The organism is Rhizobium sp. C4 (assembly GCF_021026315.1).
Taxonomy (GTDB): domain Bacteria; phylum Pseudomonadota; class Alphaproteobacteria; order Rhizobiales; family Rhizobiaceae; genus Ensifer_A.
Genome location: NZ_JAJNCX010000011.1, coordinates 84,642 through 102,917 on the forward strand (window position 1 = coordinate 84,642; position 18,276 = coordinate 102,917).

Genomic DNA, 18,276 nt, shown 5'->3' on the forward strand with positions numbered 1-18,276 from the left:
TCAACATCTGCGAGGTGAGCGCCACAGCCAATCTCCCCCCTTGCGGGGGAGATGCCCGGCAGGGCAGAGGGGGGTTCCCCAAGACCGCCGCCCGCGAATATCGCACGGCAGCGCCGCCTCCCCTTCAGCCAGCCTTGCTCTGCTCCACAAACTCCGCCGCCGGCTTCGGCTTGCTGAACAGATAGCCCTGCCCCTTGTCGACGCCGAGGTCGCGCAGCGTCGTTTCCTCTTCCGCCGTCTCCACCCCCTCGGCCACGACCACCGTTCCCGTCCGCCTTGCATATTCCGTCAGTGCGCTGATCATGGCGATGCGCAGCGGGTCGGTGTCGATGTCGCGGGTGAGGCTCGTGTCGAACTTGATGATATCCGGCTGCAGCTTGAGAATGTGGTGCAGGCTGGCATAGCCGGCGCCGGCGTCGTCGATGGCGATCCTGACGCCCTGCGCCCGGGCGCTCTTCAGCGCGGTCTGCAGCTCGGCATAGTCGTCGACGGCGGCGTGCTCGGTGATCTCGATGACCAGCGACGCCGGATCCACGAGCGCCAGAAGCGGCTGCAGGTTGCCGGTCAGGATCGTCTTGGGCGACAGGTTGATGTTGATCGAACAATCCGCCGGCAGCGTGCGGCCTTGCGTCAGCGCGCGCTCGGCGGCCAGGAGCTCCAGCCGGCTTCCGAGCCCGGCCAGTTCCGCATCGGCAAACCACTTGTCGGGGCTGCGCGGCGGCTCGCTTGCAAAGCGCGACAGCGCCTCGAAGCCGGTGATGGCGCGGGTCCTGAGGTTGACGATCGGCTGGAAGACGATTGCCGGGTCGCCGGCGGCAATCGCCGCCTCGACCAGCTTGCGGGTGCGGCGGCGCTTCTTCTGCGCGCTGATGTCACCGGCGAGCATCCGCGCCATCAGGTCGGCAAGCTGGCGCAGCAGTACCAGCTGCGTTTCGCCGAGATCGGGACGCGGCGTGAAGGCAAAGCAGCAGAGCGTGCCGTAGATCTGCCCGTCCTCGAGTTTCAGCGGAACGCTCAGATGCGCGCCGATCGGCACCTCCGCCGTCTCGGGAATTTCGGCCGTCGCCGGCACATCGGCGGTGTTGGGGATCAGCTGCGGCAACGCGCCTTCGACCACCTTGCGACAATAGCCGGCGCCGATCGGGTGAATGTCGCCGGCGCGGATTGGCGGGTTTTCGACGAGCGAGGAGACGCCCTGAAAGATGCGGACGGCGTCGGAAAATTCCGCCAGAAACGCGACATCCATGTTCATCTGCGTGCGGATCGTATCGAGGATGAGATTGATATTGCTGGCAACAGGGGCCGACAACGGCGTCGGGCCTCTGCCGGTATCATGAAGATTGCTCACATTTCCCCCCGGAACTCGGCTTTCCCTCGACACCCCGCTCGGCAAGAGAGGCGCAAGACTTGCAAAGGCTTGTCAGACTGCGGCGGCGTCAATGCGTGGACAGGCTTCCCGGTCGCCAGAGTAATATGGTTCATATATTAGAGAAGACTTTCTGAATTCTTCTCTGGATTGCAGAATATGCCTGTGTGTCGCGATCTTTTCAACCATGACGTCTGGGGATCCTGCTTTCGATTTTGCCGGTTATCCTGTGGTGATGCGTGCAGTTGGGCTTCATCTCCGCCCGCGTGCGACTCAGGCATTCGGCCTGTCGCCGCGGCATGGTCGGCGAAGGCCGGGGCGACGAAACGGACGCTCCGGGCTTGACCGGCAGGAGGAGATTGCGATCACGCGCAAAGAGAAATTGCAGCCCTTTGGCCTTCAGTGCGCATAGGGGATCCCGTAGCGCTCGGCGAGCAGTTCGCAGAGGCGGTCGATATCGCTGACGAAGCGCGTTTCGCCAAAGCGCAGCGCATCGGCCGGCGCGGTGGCGGGGTCCGCGAAGATCAGCACCGGCAGCCCCTGGTTCTCCTCGCCGATCCGCTCGATGACGGCCGGGCGCGGGCGGGCGAAGTCGACGCGCATGACATCGACGCGGTCGTTCAGCTCGGGAAAGGTCGCGAGCAGCCCTTCGACCATATTGCATTGCGGGCAGTAATAGAGCCTGTCCGGCGAAAGCTTCGTATCCGGAAAGCCGGGCGTGATGAGAATGAGAAGATCGCGGGCCATGACATGCCTTTTTGGAAGATGAGAGGCCCGTGTCTTAGAAAGCATGGCCGAGCAAGGCAAGGGTTTGTCGTCTCCCGCGCCCGCAATGAGCGATAGCCGGCCTTTCTATAACTCACAAAATGCTGTAATCATGAGTTATAGAAACGGGTCCTATAGCTCATGCGCTGGAACTGGCAGTATCCCGATTGGCCGAATTTCACCTATGACGCGGCCGCCCTTGCGCCGCTGGAGGCGCGGTTTCGCCAGTCGTCCGGCGAGGTGATCGGCGCTGTCCGGCATTTCGGCGATGACGACCGGAGCCAGCTGCGCATCGAACTCTTGAGCGACGAGGCCGTCAAGACATCGCAGATCGAGGGCGAGTTTCTCGACCGGGCGAGCGTGCAATCCTCGCTGCGCCGGCAGTTCGGGCTCGATGCGGACAACAATCCGGTCCGGCGGGTGACGCCGCAGGAACGCGGCATCGCCGAAATGATGGCCGATGTCTATCTCAACTGGGAAGCGCCCCTTGAGCATGAAGAGCTGTTCCGCTGGCATGCCATGCTGATGGCCGGCAACCGCCATATCGAGACGGTCGGCGCCTATCGGCGGCATGACGACGCGATGCAGATCGTCTCGGGGTCGGTGGACCGGCCGGTGATCCATTTCGAGGCGCCGCCGTCGGCCCGGGTGCCGGACGAGATGGCGCGCTTCATCGACTGGTTCAACCGCACCGGCCCCGGCGGGGCGGCCCCCCTCCCCCCGCTCGCCCGTGCAGCGATCGGCCATCTCTATTTCGAAAGCATCCATCCCTTCGAGGACGGCAATGGTCGTCTGGGACGGGCATTGGCGGAAAAGTCGCTGGCCCAGACGATCGGCCAGCCGAGCCTGATCTCGCTCGCCTTCACCATCGAGCGCAACCGCAAGGCCTATTATGCCGAACTGGAGCGCCATCAGCGCCGGCTCGACATTACCGACTGGATCGTCTGGTTTGCCGAAACCGTTCTCGACGCCCAGCAGACGACGCTCGCCCGCATCGCCTTCTTCATCGCCAAGGCACGCTTCTACGACCGCTTTCGCGGGCGGCTCAACACGCGGCAGGACAAGGTCGTCGCCCGCCTCTTCCGCGAGGGCATCGGCGGGTTCGTGGGGGGCCTGAGCGCCGAAAACTACATCGCCATCACCGGCACCTCCCGCGCCACCGCGACCCGCGACCTGCAGCAGCTGGTCGAGATCGGCGCGCTTTCCCGCACCGGCGAGCGGCGCCATACGCGCTATGCGCTGCTGCTGTGAGCGATCGGAAAGGTGATACCTTTGTATTGTCCGTGAGTTACGTGGTTGCGTCGGTGGGCGGGCGCTGTATTCTCGCAGGCCGGAGGATGAGGCATGGCAGTGGAGGCATTCGATTACATCATCGTGGGCGCGGGTTCGGCGGGCTGCCTGCTCGCCAATCGCCTGAGCCGCGATAAGTCCCGCCGCGTGCTGCTGCTGGAGGCCGGCCGCAAGGATGATTACCACTGGATCCACATCCCCGTCGGCTATCTCTACTGCATCGGCAATCCGCGCACCGACTGGCTTTACAGGACCGAATCCGAAGCCGGGCTCAATGGCCGCAGCCTCGTCTATCCGCGCGGCAAGACGCTGGGCGGCTGCTCCTCCATCAACGGCATGATCTACATGCGCGGCCAGGCGCGCGACTACGACCACTGGGCCGCCCTCACCGGCGACGACAGCTGGACCTGGGACAATGTGCTTACCCATTTCAAGGCGCATGAAGACCACTATCGCCTCGACAACGGCCGCGATCCCGAAACCGGCGGCAACAGCCGCTTTTCCGATCTGCACGGCCATGGCGGCGAATGGCGGGTGGAAAAGCAGCGGCTGCGCTGGGACCTGCTCGAAGCCTTCGCCGAGGCGGCCGTCGAGGCCGGCGTGCCGAAGAGCGACGATTTCAACACCGGCGACAACGAGGGCGTCGGCTATTTCGACGTCAACCAGCGCGCCGGCTGGCGCTGGAATACCTCCAAGGCGTTTCTCCGCCCCGTCCTGTCGCGCCCCAATCTGACGGTCTGGACGCAGGCGCAGGTCGAGCGGCTGCTGTTCGAGACGGAGGACGATGGCGCGCTGGTCTGCTCCGGCGTCCGCCTTCGCCGCACCGGGGTGCCGGTCGAGGTGCGGGCGCGGCGGGAAGTGATCCTCTCGGCCGGCTCCATCGGCTCGCCGCAGATCCTGCAGCTGAGCGGGCTGGGCGAAGCCGCCTTCCTGCAGAGCCTCGGCATCCAGCCGGTCGCCGATCTTCCCGGTGTCGGCGCCAACCTGCAGGATCATCTGCAGATCCGCACCGTGTTCAAGGTGAATGGCGCCAAGACGCTGAACGCGCTCTCCTCCAGCCTCTTCGGCAAGATGGCGATCGGCATGGAATATGCGCTGAAGCGCAGCGGCCCGATGAGCATGTCGCCCTCGCAGCTCGGCGCGTTTACCCGCTCCGACGCGAGCCAGCCGCATGCCAATCTCGAATATCACGTCCAGCCGCTGAGCCTCGAAGCCTTCGGCCAGCCGCTGCATCGCGAGCCCGCCTTCACCGTCAGCGTCTGCAATCTCAATCCGACGAGCCGCGGCACGGTGCGCATCCGCTCCGGCAATGCGACCGATGCGCCGGCGATTGCGCCCAACTATCTGGCGACGGCTGAGGACCGGCATATCGCGGCTGAGAGCATCCGCCAGGCCCGCCATATCGTTTCGCAGCCGGCGCTTGCCCGCTATCAGCCGATCGAGTGGAAGCCGGGGGTGCAATACCAGAGCGACGAGGAGCTGGCGCGGCTTGCCGGCGATATCGCCAGCACCATCTTCCACCCTGTCGGCACGACGAAGATGGGCCGCGCCGACGATCCGCTCGTCGTCGTCGACAGTCGCCTCCGCGTCTACGGGGTTCGTGGCCTGCGCGTTGTGGACGCCGGCGTGATGCCGACGATCACCAGCGGCAACACCAATTCCCCGACGATCATGATCGCCGAAAAGGCGGCGGGCCATATCCTCGAAGAGGTGGAGCGCCGGACCGAATGGCCGATGAGCCCTAGCGCGCGGGCCTCGGCAGTGGCCTAGAGCGTTTCCGCGTTTCATGGAAACGCGAAGGCGCTCTATCTCTTTGTTTTCACGCAATTCCGGACGCGAAACCGGTTTCCACTTTCGCTGGAATTGCTCTAAAAGATCACCACCTGCCGGATCGCTTCGCCGGTGGCCAGCCGCTCGAAGCCTTCGTTGATCTCGTCGAGCGAGATCCGGTGCGTCATCAGCTTCTCGATCGGCAGCTTGCCGGCCTGCATCATGGCGGCGAAGCGCGGGATGTCGCGCACCGGCACGCAGGAGCCGACATAGGAGCCTTTCAGCGTCTGCTCGCCGACGGTGAGCGACACGGCGGGAATGGTGAATTCGGCCTTCGGGTTCGGCAGGCCGCCGGTCACCGTCGTGCCGCCGCGCCGTGTGATCTCGTAGGCGAATTTCAGCGCCGGCGCAGAGCCCGCCAGCTCGACGGCCAGCTCGACGCCGCCGCCGGTCCACGCCTTCACCTCGGCGACCGCGCCCTCTGCGGTCGGATCGATGGCATGGGTTGCGCCAAGTTCCAGCGCCAGCGCCCGCTTGTGCTCGGCCGGATCGACCGCGACGATCGTCTCCGCACCGGCGGCAATTGCACCCAGAAGCCCCGCAAGCCCGACGCCACCAAGCCCGACGATGGCGCAGCTTTGCCCCATCTTCAGCTCGCCCGAGTTCAGCACCGCGCCGACGCCGGTCAGCACCGCGCAGCCGAGAAGCGCCGCGCGATCGAGCGGCACGGACTTGTCGATCTTGATGCAGGAATTTTCAGACACGACCGCATGGGTCGAAAAGGCTGATACGCCGAGATGATGGTTGAGCGCCTCGCCCCGGTAGCGCAGCCGCCGCTCGCCGGCAAGCAGCGTGCCCTTGCCGGCCGCCGCCGCACCCGGTTCGCAGAGCGCCGGCCGGCCCGACGCGCAGGGCACGCAATGGCCACAGGAGGGAACGAAGACGAGAACGACATGATCGCCCGGGGAAAACCGCGTCACGCCCGGCCCGACGGCCTCGATGACGCCCGAGGCCTCGTGCCCCAGCGCCACCGGCATGTCGCGCGGCCGGTCGCCGTTGATCACCGAAAGGTCGGAATGGCAAAGGCCTGCGGCCGCCATCTTCACCCGCACCTCGCCGAAACCCGGATCCTCGAGATCCACCTCGACAATCTCGAGCGGCCTCGTCTCCTGATAGGGACGCGCCGTCCCCATCGCTCGCAACAGCGCGATCCTGGCTTTCATGCTTGCGGCCTCCCTGCCCTCTTGGGGCTAAGGTATCGCGGCAGGCCTCGCCCAAGTCAATTCGCCGACGCCCTCGGCGTCGATCCGGGGGCGTGATTTAGATATATGAAAGCGGGTGGTGGTGCCGTGTCTTGTGCGCCTCTGCCTCGAAAACCATCGTCTTCAATCGAAACGCAGAGGGACTGCGGGTGAGCGATCACGCAAGGCATCCATGCGGCCGGCTTCGTTTTCACTCAGGCCGCCTGCCTCCCGTGCGATGGATGTCAGCAACGATCCGAGCTTCAACCGCCCTTCCGGCTTGCTAGCCCAAATAAGAATGGTGCTGATTTCGGCCTCCAAGCTTCGACCGCTTGCTGTGGCCCGCACCTGAAGAGCCCGATGGACGCTGTCTGGAAGATTCGTGATGGTAATCGTCGCCATGGGAAGCTCTCAATCGGATGAGTGACGGCATTCTGCAGAATTGCCGTCACTTTCGCAATTGCGAACCGCCCTCAAGCATACCGTCTCGCCGGCTGCTGGTAGCCCTGCTGCAGCTCGAACTTTGCCACGCGGTTCTCGACGTCGCTGACGTCGTCGTTGAGCGCATGGATGGCGGCCACGGTTTCTTCGACCATGGCGGCGTTGCGCTGGGTGACCTGGTCGATCTCGCCGATCATCGTGTTGATCTCGCGGATCGAGACATTCTCGTCCTGCGCGGATTGCTCGATTTCGCCGACAGCGCGGCCGATTTCCTCGACATGGGCGGCGATGCGCGACAGTGCGCCGCCGGTTTCGCCGACGAGGTCGACGCCGTCCTTCACCTGTCGTTCGGACGTGGTCACCAGCTGGCGGATTTCCTTGGCGGCGGAGGCCGAGCGCTGGGCGAGCTCGCGCACTTCCTGGGCAACGACCGCGAAGCCCTTGCCGGCATCACCGGCACGCGCGGCTTCGACGCCGGCGTTCAGCGCCAGCAGGTTTGTCTGGAAGGCAATCTCGTCGATGACGCCGATGATCTTGCCGATTTCCGACGAGGAGCGCGAAATCTGCTCCATCGAGGCGACGGCGCGTTCGACCACGCCGTTGATCGCATGGCTGTCGCCGCGCGCCAGATCGACGAGGCCCTTGGCCTTGCGAGCAAAATCGGCCGTGGCGCTGATGCTCTCGACGATGTGCTTGAGTGAACCTGCGGCTTCCTCCAGGCTGGCGGCCTGCCGTTCGGTGCGGGAGGCCAGGTCCTTGGTGGCCGAGCCGATCTCGCGCGAGCTCTTCGACATCGAGCCGGCGACGGCGGCGATTTCGGAGATTTCCCGGCAGAGCGCCTGCGCCGCCGCGTTGAAATCCTGCCGCAGCGCCTCGGTCTTGGGGTCGAACATCTGGTCGATGGAAACGAAGAGCCTGCCGGCGGCTAGCGCCTTCAGCCCTTCGGCGAGTGCGGTGATCGTCTTCTGGTCCTGCGTGGCCTGATGGTTCATGCGCTCCATCTGCTCGGCCTCGCGGTTGCGCAGTTCGATCACCTCATCGATATCCTGCCAGACGAAGATGAGCAGCGCCTCATCGCCGCGCTGCCAGCGCATCAGTGTCACGTTGACGGAAAACTGGCTGTTGTCGGTGCGGCGGCAGCGCCATTCGAAGCGGTGATGCCCGTCCTTCATCGCCTTCTGGATATGGTCCATGGCAGCCTCGTCCGAGCGACGGCCGTCCAGCTGCATTTCCGGCGAGAAGTCCGGCGGCGTGATCCCCATCAGCGTTTCGCGCGGCTGCCGCATGATCTTGGCAAAGGCGTCGTTGAACTCGACCACCCTGCCCTCGCGCAGCACGCAGACGCAATCCGGCGAATTTTCGAAAATATAGCTCGACAGTTCCTGCCGGAAATTCTCCGGCTTGCTGAAAAGGTTCTTGAACACGCCCGCTCTCCATATGTTCAAAGTGTATTTTGGAGAGATTCTAGGGAGCGCCCGTTAAAATTGCTTTAAATATAAATCGTTAAGCATATGTCCTGTCACATCTCGTTCTTGCGGACATTGCGCAGGATCTTGTGCAGCGTGTTGAGAAACGCCCGATATTCGTCGTCGTCGATGTCGCGGAACATCTGGCGCAGCCCGTCATACATGACCGGCCAGACCTCGTTGAACACGGTGCGGCCTTCCTCGGTGATGGCGACATCGCGCACGCGCAGGTCGTCGGCGCGCGGCGTGCGGCTGATCAGCCCCTGCTCTTCCAGAGAATCCACCGTGCGGCTCATGGTCGACTGTTCGGTGACGCCGAAGACGGAGAGCTCGTTGATGGTGAGCGAGGTCGAGACGGAGAGCACGGCGAGCGCCCGCATCTTGGCGGTCGTGATGTCGCGGGCGCGCAGCTCTTCCGACAGGTTGGCGTTCCAGCGCGCCATGATGCGGTTCATGATATAGGGCGCAAAATGGTTGAGACCCATTTCGCCCAGGCTCGGCATGCGGCCGTCCTCGCTGCCCGGAGGCCCGAGAACTTCGCCGGAAAAGCCGTTCTCCATCCTGTCGTCTCCCGTTCATCGTTCACGCCCGGGGCAGATGCCTCCGGCCGGCATTCATCATTTCAAGGAGGATGCGAGCAGGAAGCCCGATCCACCGCCAAGGCCCGGCCCCGGATGGGTGGATGCTCCGATATGGTAGAGCCCCGGCACATGCGTCATGTGGTTATTCGGTCTCTTGAAGGGACGCCAGAGGAAAAACTGGTCAAGCCCACAGAAACCGCCATAGGGGTCGCCGCCCACGAGGTTCATGTTCATGGCTTCAAGATCGGCCGGCGAATAGACACGGCGGGCGATCACCGCCTCGTCGAAATTCTCGATATGGTGGCGCAGCATCGCCTCGATGCGATCGGCAAAGGCCTCGCGCAGCGCCTCGGTCCAGCGCCCGTCGGCCGGGCAGTCGAGCTGGCCCGCCGCATCGCCCTTGATGAAGCGCGGCGTGTCGGGCAGCTGCAGCCAGAGGATCGACTGGCCTTCCGGCGCGCGGCTTGGATCAAACGAGGCCGGCTGGCCGACGCAGACGGTGGGTTCCGCCGGCAGCAGCCCGCGCTCCGCCTCGTTGGACGAGCGCGACACGCCATCGAGGCCGGGCGTCAGATGCAGCAGCGCCACCTTGCCGAGCGCCTCGCCCGCTTTCCAGCGCGGCGCCGCCTTCAGCGCATAGTGGATCTGCATGTTGCCCTTGCCGTAGCGATAGGCTTTCAGCCCGTCCTTCACATAGTCCGGCAGGGCCGCGGCCCCGCTCTTCAGCAGCCGCTTGTAGATCTGGTCGGGCGTCATCGAGGCGACGACGCCGGCGCCGGCCTTGAAGCTGCGGCCGTCGGTCAGGCGCACGCCGGTGGCCTTGCCGCCCGGCCCGAGCACCACTTCATCGACATCCGCGCCGGTGATGATGTCGCCACCCTGATCGCGGATCAGCTTTTCGAACGCCTTCAGCAGGTTGACTGCGCCGCCCTTGACGATCGGGCAGCCGGCCAGCTCGATGGCAAAACCGATGACCTTGGTCATCTCCGCGCCATAGCTGCTTTCCGGTCCCAGCCCGCAATGCAGCGCCCAGGGCGCCCACAGCGCCTTGATCTCTTCGGATTGATAGGTCGTTTCCAGATAGGACCGGGCAGGCGCCAGCGCCTCGCCGAAGAAGCCGGCGAGACCCTTGAGGCCGCGCGACCACGCTTCCTTCGCCACCAGCTTGGCTGTCGCCATGGACCAGAGATTGCCGCCCAGCAGCCCGAAGACAAAACCGGCATTGCCGCCAAAGCGGTTCATCTCGCGGTCGAAGGCCTGACCGTCGCCGGCGCCGAGCTTTTCGAAATTCGCGATGTTCTCAGCGCGGTTCATGGAAAGGATAGCATGCGATCCATCGGGCCGCAGCACGCCGGTCGGGGTAGCCGTTTGGCAGAACTCCAGCCCGCGCGCTTCCAGGTCCTTGCCGAGCGCTGCAAAGGCCGGCGAGGTGATGAAGAGCACCATGGTGGTCGCCATCACGTCATGGACAAAGCCCGGCGCGGTGATTTCCTCGGTGCGCAGACATCCGCCGATCTGGCCGTTGCGCTCAAGGACCAGAACCTTCTTGCCCTTCTTGCCGAGCATCGCCGCTGCCACCAGCGCATTGATGCCGCTGCCGACGATGATGTAATCCGGATCGCTCATCTGCCTGTCTCCAATGGTGGTGATGCGTGTGTTCTTCGCTGTTCGGTGCGTTTTTGGCGGTGGTCGCGCGGCTTTCACCCTCTTCTCCCCATCGGGGAGAAGGTGGCCCGAAGGGTCGGATGAGGGGGCTTGCCGCAGCGGTCGCTCTTCCTCCCTCTTGTGGGGAGGGTTGGGGAGGGGTCTTTCCCTCCGCTCGCTCAGTGCTTGCGGTAAAGTCCCCCTCTGGCTGCCGCCATCTCCCCCTTGAAGCGAGGGAGACGGATGGGGGCACTGTTCCACTCTCTCCTTCCGTCATCCCGGACTTGATCCGGGATCCAGCCAGCCCGCGTCTGCGGGCTGAGAAGACTCCTTAAAGAGGAGTCCCGCCGCGCGATGGACATCGCGCGACTGGATGCCGGATCAAGTCCGGCATGACGGAGAACGAGGTGGCCGGTTGCGCGAGCCCAATCGGCCCGTGGCACCGCCCCTCACCTCAAGCCGCAGCCCTCAGAAAGCGCCCTGCCCTTACGCAATCAGCGCCAGCGCGCGCACCGGCGAACCCGTGCCGTTGACGAACTTCAGCGGTGCGGCGATCAGGACCGCGCCCTTGGGCGGCAGCTGGTCGAGGTTCGAGAGGCTGGCGAGGCCATACTTGTTGGCCTTGTGCATGAGGTTATGCGCCGGGAAGGGCGGGTTCATGCCACCGGCCATGCCGGCATCGGTGCCGATCGTTTCCTGGCCCCAGCCGATAATGCCCTTGGAGAGCAGATATTCGATCGCTTCCGCCGTCGGGCCGGGCGTGTGCGGGCCGGTTTCGTCGGCATTGAGGAAGGCTTCGGAAGAGCCGTTGCGCTTGTACCAGTCGGTGCGCATGACGACCCAGGTGCCGGCTTCGATCTCGCCGTGCTCGGCTTCCCATTCCTTGATGCTTTCGACCGTCAGCAGATAGTCGTGATTGGCAGCGGCTTCCTTGGAACGGTCGATGACGTTGACCGGAGCGACGAAGTTCTGCGGCGGGATGGTGTCGGTCGTGTTGCCGGGGTGGTCCTTGCCGGTGATCCAGTGGCAGGGGGCATCGAAATGCGTGCCGGTATGCTCGCCCAGTTCCAGCCAGTTCCAGGCCCAGAACGGACCGTTTTCGTCATAGGCCGAAATCTCGTGGACCTTGACGCTCGGCGTGTTCTTGCCGAACTGCGGCGGGAGGTAAAGAACAGGCGTTTCCGGGCCGAGCGGCGCGGTGAGATCAACGACCTTGACCTTGCCGGTCAGAAGATTGGCGGCGAGTTGTGAAAGTGTGCTTGTATCCGTCATGGCGTTCCCCTTTATTGGCGGATGCGCACCCGGCGGAAGCCCGGCCGGGTCCTGCATTGAGGCGACGCTAGATCAGAAAATATGTAAATGCAAGTAATTTTGCGTGCAGCTTTTCGGGCTTTTCCGTTCTCGCCTGGCGGCCTGACGCGCCTGTAACCGCGACAGGCGGGGAAATAGGGTCTGGCGCACCGATTTTCTCCGGTTCCGGAATTATTTTAAGCTTGATGCATTTTCGGGAAAATGTATGCATACAGAAATAAAACCGGAAAATCGGGGGAACGTCATGTCTGAATTCGATGCGGTCATTCTGGGCGCAGGTCACAATGGTCTTGCCGCTGCCGTCCATCTGGCGGCGAAGGGCTGGAAGGTCGCCGTCGTCGAGGCGAAGGGCACGGCCGGGGGTGCCGTGAAGACCGAGGAGCTCGTCGAGCCCGGCTTCCGCCACGACCTTGCCGCCATGAACCTTTCGATGTTCGCCGGCTCCGCCTTCCACCAGACCTATGCCGGCGAGCTTGCCGCCCACGGTCTGAAATTCGTGCCCGCGCCGCATTGCTTCGCCAGCGTCTTTCCGGACGGCACCCATCTCGGCATCGGCACCGATGCGGCGGCCAACAAGGCGGCGATTGCCGCGCTCTCGCCGAAGGATGCCGAAAGCTTTGCCGCCATGTCCGCGGATTTCGGCGCGATGGCTCCGCATCTCTTCGGCCTGCTCGGCGCCCCCATGCCGTCGCTCGGCAGCGTCAGGACAGTGTGGAAGGCCTGGCGCGCCGGCGGCGTTCCGCTGCTCACCGATCTCCTGCGCCTCCTCCTCTCCTCGCCCCGCGGTTTCCTCGACCGGCATTTCGGCAATGAGAAACTGAAGGCGATGATGGCCGCCTGGGGCCTGCATCTCGACTTCCCGCCGGATACGTCCGGTGGTGCACTCTTCCCCTATCTGGAAACGATGACCAACCAGGCTTTCGGCATGGTGATCGGTCAGGGTGGGGCGGATACGATCATCAAGGCGATGACGGGACTGCTGCAAGCCAAGGGTGGGGAACTCTTCCTCAATTCTCCGGTGACGTCCGTGGGCGTGTCCGGTGGTCGTGCAACGTCGGTGACGCTTTCCGATGGCCGCACGCTGACGGCGAAGAAGGCCGTCATCGCCAACATCCATCCGAAGCTTCTCTTCAACGGCATGGTGAAGGACAGCACCCTGCCCCGCCGCTTCGCCGATGGTCTGTCGACCTACCGCCCCGGCCCCGGCGCCATGATGATCCATCTGACGCTCGATGGCCTGCCCGACTGGTCCGCCTCGCCGGATCTGAAATCCTACGCCTATGTCCATATCGCGCCGAACCTCTCGATGATGACCCGCGTCTATGACGAGGCCGTTTCCGGCCTGCTGCCGCGCGAACCCGCCCTTGTCGTCGGCCAGCCGACCGCGCTTGACGCGAGCCGTGCGCCCGACGGCAAGCATGTGCTCTGGGTGCAGGTCCGCGTTCTCCCCGCCGAGATCAAGGGCGATGCGGCGGGCGAGATTGCCGCAACGGATTGGGCCTCGGTGAAGGACGCCTATGCCGATCGCGTTCTCTCGATCATCGAAAATTATGCGCCCGGCCTGCGCTCCAAAATCCGCGGCCGCGCCGTCTGGTCGCCGCTCGATCTGCAGACCGAAAACCCGAACCTCATCGGTGGCGACAGCCTCTCCGGCTCACATCATCTCGACCAGAATTTCCTCTTCCGCCCCGTCGCCGGCTACTCGCGCTACAAGAGCCCGGTGGATGGTCTCTATATGTGCGGCGCGGCGACATGGCCGGGCGCCGGCACGGGGGCGGGGTCCGGTTTCATGCTGGCAAAGATGCTGGCCGGCTGACGGTTGCGAAACCGCAGTGGGCAATTGTTTCAGGCCTCAAGGAAAGTCTTGACGGGGCAGGCGCATTCCCGCAGGTAAGGTCCAGCTCAACTCGAAGCATGACGGACACGCGATGGATCTCGAACTGGTTGCCAGCGACGCCCAGGAGGGCAAGAAGCAGGAGCTGAAGCTCTGGCTGCGCCTGCTTGCCACGACCAAGCTCATGTCGCAGGAAATCCGAAGACGCCTGCGCCGCGAATTCGGTGCGACGCTGCCGCAGTTCGACCTGCTCGCCCAGCTCTATCGCGAGAAGGACGGGCTTCGTCTCGGCGAGCTTTCGAGCCGCACCATGGTCACCAACGGAAACGTCACCGGCCTCGTCGAGCGTCTGGAAGCGGACGGCACGATTCTCCGCGAACGCCTCGAAGACGACAAGCGCGTCACCGTCGCCCGCCTCACCGAGAAGGGCCGCAGCTATTTCGAAGGCATGGCGGAGGCGCATGAGCGCTGGATCAAGGAGATGATGGCGGAGGTCGACCCGACCGTCATTTCCGGACTGCTGACCCATGTCGGCCATGTCAAGGAATCGGCCCAGCGCCACTTGTCCGACGAAGACTGAGGCGAGGGCACTTGCCTCCATTTCCCGAAAAGTTCCCCGCGGGGAACTTTTTGCGTTTCAGGGGGTGGCGGATCGCCCTTGCCCCGCTCGAATTCGCCTTCCCCGATCCTGCAATTTTCCGTGCTGTCCTGATCCGTCCGTGTAAAGTTCCCCGCGGGGAACTTTCGCCAGGCCTCACGCCATTTGCCGACCCTTCCCGAATCGTCGTATCACCTGTTACGCGGATTTCCGAAAATTTCGATTTTTTGCGTAGTCTCGACCCGATCAACATTTCGTTAACCATAGTCTGTAAGATGGTGGCAGTTCAAAAGGAGAGGATCGTCATTTGACTCGGCACCTGAGCAGCCTCGATTTCATGCAGACGTTTTCCGCAAAGCTCGATGTGGCTCTGCGCAACCTGTCGCTTGCCCAATATCCGCCGGATGCCCACCGCACCATGCGCAAGTTCGCCTCCTCGGAAGTCGCCCAGCTTCTCGATGTGACCGAGGCCTATATCCGCCAGATTTCGCTGAAGGGCAAAGGCCCGGAGCCGGAAGTCGCCGCCAATGGAAGGCGCCTCTATTCCGTCGAGCAGATCCTCGAACTGCGTCTTCTCCTCGCCGAAAACGGCCGCAAGAAATGGATCAATCCGCGCCGCGCCGAGGGCGAGGCCTGTCAGGTCATTGCGGTCACCAACTTCAAGGGCGGCTCCTCCAAGACCTCCACGACGATCCATCTCGGCCACTATCTGGCGCTGAAGGGCTATCGCGTTCTCGCCATCGATCTGGATCCGCAGGCTTCGCTGACGGCGCTGCACGGCGCGCTCGAAGGCTTCGATCCGCGCGAGGGCGAGACCTTCTATTCGGCGATCCGCTTCGACGATCCGGTCGCCACCGAAACGCTGATCCACAAGACCCATATTGCCGGCTTCGACGTCATCTGCGCAGGGCTTGAACTCACCGAGTTCGAAACGGCGGTCGCGCTTGAAATGCGCAACACCGGCGGCACCGGCTTCCTGCTCCGGGTCAATCAGGCGATCGAGCAGATCGCCGATCGCTACGACGTGATCCTGATGGATTCGGCCCCGTCGCTCAACTTCCTGACGCTCTCGTCGCTGACGGCTGCGACCGGCGTGCTCATCCCGGTTCCGGCCCATATGCTGGACGTGGATTCGACGGCGAAATTCCTGGAGCTCGCCGGCTCCTACATGCAGATCCTCGCCGATATCGGGGCGCCGGCGCAGTGGGATTTCGCCAAGTTCCTGATCACCAAATTCGAGCCGAACGACCACCCGCAGGCCAATATGATGGCCCTCATGCGACAGGTTTTCGGCAATGACCTGTTGTTGAACATGGTCATCAAATCCACGGCGGTCGCGGATGCGCTAACATGGAAGCAGAGCCTGTACGAGGTGCAGCGGGCGCGATTCTCCGCGCCCAAGACCTATGACCGGGCGATCGAGTCGATCAATGCGGCGAATGCCGAGATCGAGCAACTGCTGTGGAACGCGTGGGGGCGCCAATGAGCCGCAAGGATTCGAAGGGCATGTTTGCCAATGTGCTAGGCAAGCTGGGGGAGGGGGCGGCTGACGCTCCACCATCCGCTTCTGCCGGCGCGCCTGCCGGTTCCCCGGCCGCAACGGTGGCCCCCCGGCCGCTTGCCTCGCCGCATCTGATGAAGGTCGCCGCCGGCGTTCGCCAGATCCAGGAGCGCGGCGAACTCATCGACAAACTGATGAAAGAGGGGGGCCAGGTCGTCGAGCTTGACCCGGATACGGTTCTGCCGTCCGCGCTCGCCGACCGTTTCGAAGGCGCCTATGACGACACGGCGATCTCGGAGCTCGTCATCAGCATGGCTGATCGCGGCCAGATCGTTCCCGGTCTCGTGCGCCCCGCGCCCGGCGAGCCGCAGCGCTACCAGATCGTCTATGGCCGCCGGCGACTGGCCGCGGCCAAGAAGCTCGGGCTCAAGTTCAAGGCGGTGGTGCGCGAGCTTTCAGACGAGCAGGCCGTCATCTACCAGGGCGAGGAAAACACCGCCCGCAACGATCTGACCTTCATCGAGAAATGCGCCTTTGCGCTGACGATGGAAAAGGCCGGCTATTCGCGCAACACGATCGCTGCGTCGCTGTCGACCGGCAAGTCGCATATTTCGGAGATGATCCGGCTGGCCAACACGCTGCCCGACAAGCTGGTGCGCACCATCGGCCCGGCGCCCGAAATCGGCCGGCGGCGCTGGATCGAGCTGATGGAGAAGTGGATCACGCATCAGCATTCGCATGTCATGGTGCAGGAAGTGCTGGATTTCGCCGGCAAGAACATGACGAGCGAGGAGCGCTTTGCGCTGGCCATGTCGTCCATGTTCGTCAAGGCAACGAAGCCCGCGCCCAAGGACCCCGGCCCGCTGGAAGTCGTCTCGCGCGGCATCAAGCTGGTGGATGTCGCCTATGGCAAGGCGGGCGGCAGGATGGTGTTCAGCAAGTCGGTTCCGGCCGATTTCGTTGCCTATCTGGCCGAGCGCATGGAAGAACTTCACGACGCCTACCACAAGGACGCGTCGCGCAGGACGGAACAGAAACGGAGTTAAACAGAGACCCGCAAAAGAAAAAGGCCCCCAAACGGCGAACCGTGGAAGCCCTTCTCGTGTCTAGCAGCTAGAGAATCGCATTTCCCCGAATCGCAGTCAAGATGTTTCACCGTCATTTTTGGCGGGCGGCTTTCTTTTGCCTTTTGAAAGGTGAGAGCTGAGATGCAGCTGGACCATGTGACGACGCCCTTCGGGCGGCGGCCGCTGACCTATGCCATGTTGAAAGACCAGATGGCATCGGCGGAGATCGAGGAGGGCGCCCGCGCCGACAAGTGGAAGCTTTACCGGGCGCTCTGCGAAGCGCGCGAACGGCTGGGCGTCACCGACCGGGCGCTTGCGATCCTCAACGCGCTGCTCAGCTTCTATCCGAAGACCGAACTTTCGGCGGAAGACACGATGATCGTGTTTCCCTCCAATGCGCAGCTGTCGCTGAGGGCCCATGGCATGGCCGAGCAGACCATCCGCCGCCATATCGCCAGCCTCATCGACGCCGGCCTCCTGACCCGCCGCGACAGCGCCAATGGCAAGCGCTTCGTCCGCCGCGACCGCGAAGGCCAGATCGACGAGGCGTTTGGCTTTTCGCTTGCGCCGCTGCTCGCCCGGGCAGACGAGATCGAGCGCCTGGCGGCCGAGGTCGAGGCGGAGCGCCTGCATCTACAGCGCCTGAAGGAACGGCTCACCATCTGCCGGCGCGATGTCGCCAAGCTGATTGCGACCGCGATCGAAGAGGGTGCTTCCGGTGACTGGCAGGCCGCAGAGGCCGAATATCGGGCGATCCTCGCCGACTATCCGAGGAAGCCGAGCGCGCCGATGGTGACTCGAACGCTCGATGCGATGACGTTCCTGCGGGAAAACATCCTCAACCAGCTGGAAATGCAGCTGAAAACCCAAAATCAAAGCGGCAATGCCCATCACAACGAGCGGCATATACAGAATTCAAATCCCGACTCTTATTCTGAACTTGAACCGCGCTTTGAAAAGACGCAGGGGCAAAATCGGGATGAAGCCGGGCGGGATTGGGCCGAAGTGAGGGAAACGGCTGAAGGCCAGGGAACCGGGGAGGTGGGTGGCGATGCCGACCGGCGCGCGGCAGGCGAGGAAATTGCTGGGGCGGGCGCAATCCGGACGGGCCGCGGGCCCGGCGGAGAGGTCGACGACGCAGCCGCGGCTGAAATCGCCCGCCGGCGCCGTCAGGCTGCAAGAATAGCCGCAGGGCTGGCCGCAAACGGAGCAAAATCCACCGCAGGGGAGGGGGGGCCCGCCGGTTTTGCGGGCGAGACCGCGCCGGATCAGGCTGCGAGGCCGGATCTCCGCGCCGTGTCTTCGGGTGGTGCCGCGCCCGAGCGCAAGTCGCTCGACAGCATCGCGGGCCTGAAACCCTTCCCGCTCGGCATGGTGCTGTCCGCCTGCCCGGAAATCGTC

General features: G+C 64.0%; 15 protein-coding genes. 7 read left to right on the forward strand and 8 right to left on the reverse strand.

Translation table 11 applies throughout. From position 1 onward, the window contains the following. Positions 1 to 124 precede the first annotated feature (124 nt). Positions 125 to 1,348 (reverse strand): sensor domain-containing phosphodiesterase, encoded by a 1,224-nt coding sequence (locus LQK84_RS18205; RefSeq protein ID WP_230830157.1) that lies wholly within the window; start codon positions 1,346 to 1,348, stop codon positions 125 to 127. A 417-nt stretch (positions 1,349 to 1,765) separates the two neighbouring features. Beyond that, a complete protein-coding gene (locus LQK84_RS18210) occupies positions 1,766 to 2,113 on the reverse strand; it encodes a DUF3088 domain-containing protein (RefSeq protein ID WP_230830158.1) in 348 nt (115 codons plus the stop codon). Positions 2,114 to 2,272: 159 nt separating this feature from the next. On the opposite strand from LQK84_RS18210, the gene LQK84_RS18215 reads away from it, so the two are divergent. Together LQK84_RS18215 and LQK84_RS18220 are read left to right on the forward strand one after the other, a co-directional pair. Beyond that, complete coding sequence (locus LQK84_RS18215; RefSeq protein WP_230830159.1) at positions 2,273 to 3,382, forward strand: Fic family protein; 1,110 nt, start codon at positions 2,273 to 2,275, stop codon at positions 3,380 to 3,382. A gap of 93 nt (positions 3,383 to 3,475) precedes the next feature. After that, positions 3,476 to 5,191, forward strand: a complete 1,716-nt coding sequence (locus LQK84_RS18220) for a GMC family oxidoreductase (protein WP_230830160.1) — start codon at positions 3,476 to 3,478, stop codon at positions 5,189 to 5,191. A 98-nt stretch (positions 5,192 to 5,289) separates the two neighbouring features. On the opposite strand, the gene LQK84_RS18225 is transcribed toward LQK84_RS18220, so the two are convergent. The 6 genes from LQK84_RS18225 to LQK84_RS18250 form a co-directional block, all read right to left on the reverse strand. After that, a complete protein-coding gene (locus LQK84_RS18225) occupies positions 5,290 to 6,414 on the reverse strand; it encodes a zinc-dependent alcohol dehydrogenase family protein (protein WP_230830161.1) in 1,125 nt (374 codons plus the stop codon). Positions 6,415 to 6,576: 162 nt separating this feature from the next. Further along, the gene (locus LQK84_RS18230; RefSeq protein ID WP_230830162.1) at positions 6,577 to 6,834 is read right to left on the reverse strand and encodes a FitA-like ribbon-helix-helix domain-containing protein; all 258 of its coding nucleotides are present in this window, start codon (positions 6,832 to 6,834) and stop codon (positions 6,577 to 6,579) included. 71 nt (positions 6,835 to 6,905) lie between these two features. Beyond that, positions 6,906 to 8,297, reverse strand: coding sequence for a methyl-accepting chemotaxis protein (locus LQK84_RS18235; protein WP_230830163.1), 1,392 nt, complete (start codon positions 8,295 to 8,297; stop codon positions 6,906 to 6,908). A gap of 95 nt (positions 8,298 to 8,392) precedes the next feature. Next, positions 8,393 to 8,899 (reverse strand): MarR family winged helix-turn-helix transcriptional regulator, encoded by a 507-nt coding sequence (locus LQK84_RS18240; protein ID WP_230830164.1) that lies wholly within the window; start codon positions 8,897 to 8,899, stop codon positions 8,393 to 8,395. A gap of 57 nt (positions 8,900 to 8,956) precedes the next feature. Continuing rightward, positions 8,957 to 10,546, reverse strand: coding sequence for a phytoene desaturase family protein (locus LQK84_RS18245; RefSeq protein ID WP_230830165.1), 1,590 nt, complete (start codon positions 10,544 to 10,546; stop codon positions 8,957 to 8,959). A gap of 504 nt (positions 10,547 to 11,050) precedes the next feature. Further along, complete coding sequence (locus tag LQK84_RS18250) at positions 11,051 to 11,836, reverse strand: cyclase family protein (RefSeq protein WP_230830166.1); 786 nt, start codon at positions 11,834 to 11,836, stop codon at positions 11,051 to 11,053. Between the two features lie 283 nt (positions 11,837 to 12,119). Here LQK84_RS18250 and LQK84_RS18255 point away from each other — a divergent pair, with 283 nt between their 5' ends. The 5 genes from LQK84_RS18255 to repC form a co-directional block, all read left to right on the forward strand. After that, complete coding sequence (locus LQK84_RS18255) at positions 12,120 to 13,691, forward strand: phytoene desaturase family protein (protein ID WP_230830167.1); 1,572 nt, start codon at positions 12,120 to 12,122, stop codon at positions 13,689 to 13,691. A 112-nt stretch (positions 13,692 to 13,803) separates the two neighbouring features. After that, the gene (locus tag LQK84_RS18260; RefSeq protein ID WP_230830168.1) at positions 13,804 to 14,289 is read left to right on the forward strand and encodes a MarR family winged helix-turn-helix transcriptional regulator; all 486 of its coding nucleotides are present in this window, start codon (positions 13,804 to 13,806) and stop codon (positions 14,287 to 14,289) included. Between the two features lie 325 nt (positions 14,290 to 14,614). Then, positions 14,615 to 15,793, forward strand: coding sequence for a plasmid partitioning protein RepA (repA, locus tag LQK84_RS18265; protein WP_230830169.1), 1,179 nt, complete (start codon positions 14,615 to 14,617; stop codon positions 15,791 to 15,793). Continuing rightward, positions 15,790 to 16,854, forward strand: coding sequence for a plasmid partitioning protein RepB (gene repB, locus LQK84_RS18270; RefSeq protein ID WP_230830170.1), 1,065 nt, complete (start codon positions 15,790 to 15,792; stop codon positions 16,852 to 16,854). Before repA ends, repB begins: the two co-directional genes overlap by 4 nt. Before the next feature lie 162 nt (positions 16,855 to 17,016). After that, the coding region (gene repC, locus LQK84_RS18275; RefSeq protein ID WP_230830171.1) for a plasmid replication protein RepC at positions 17,017 to 18,276 on the forward strand (1,260 nt) is incomplete at its 3' end.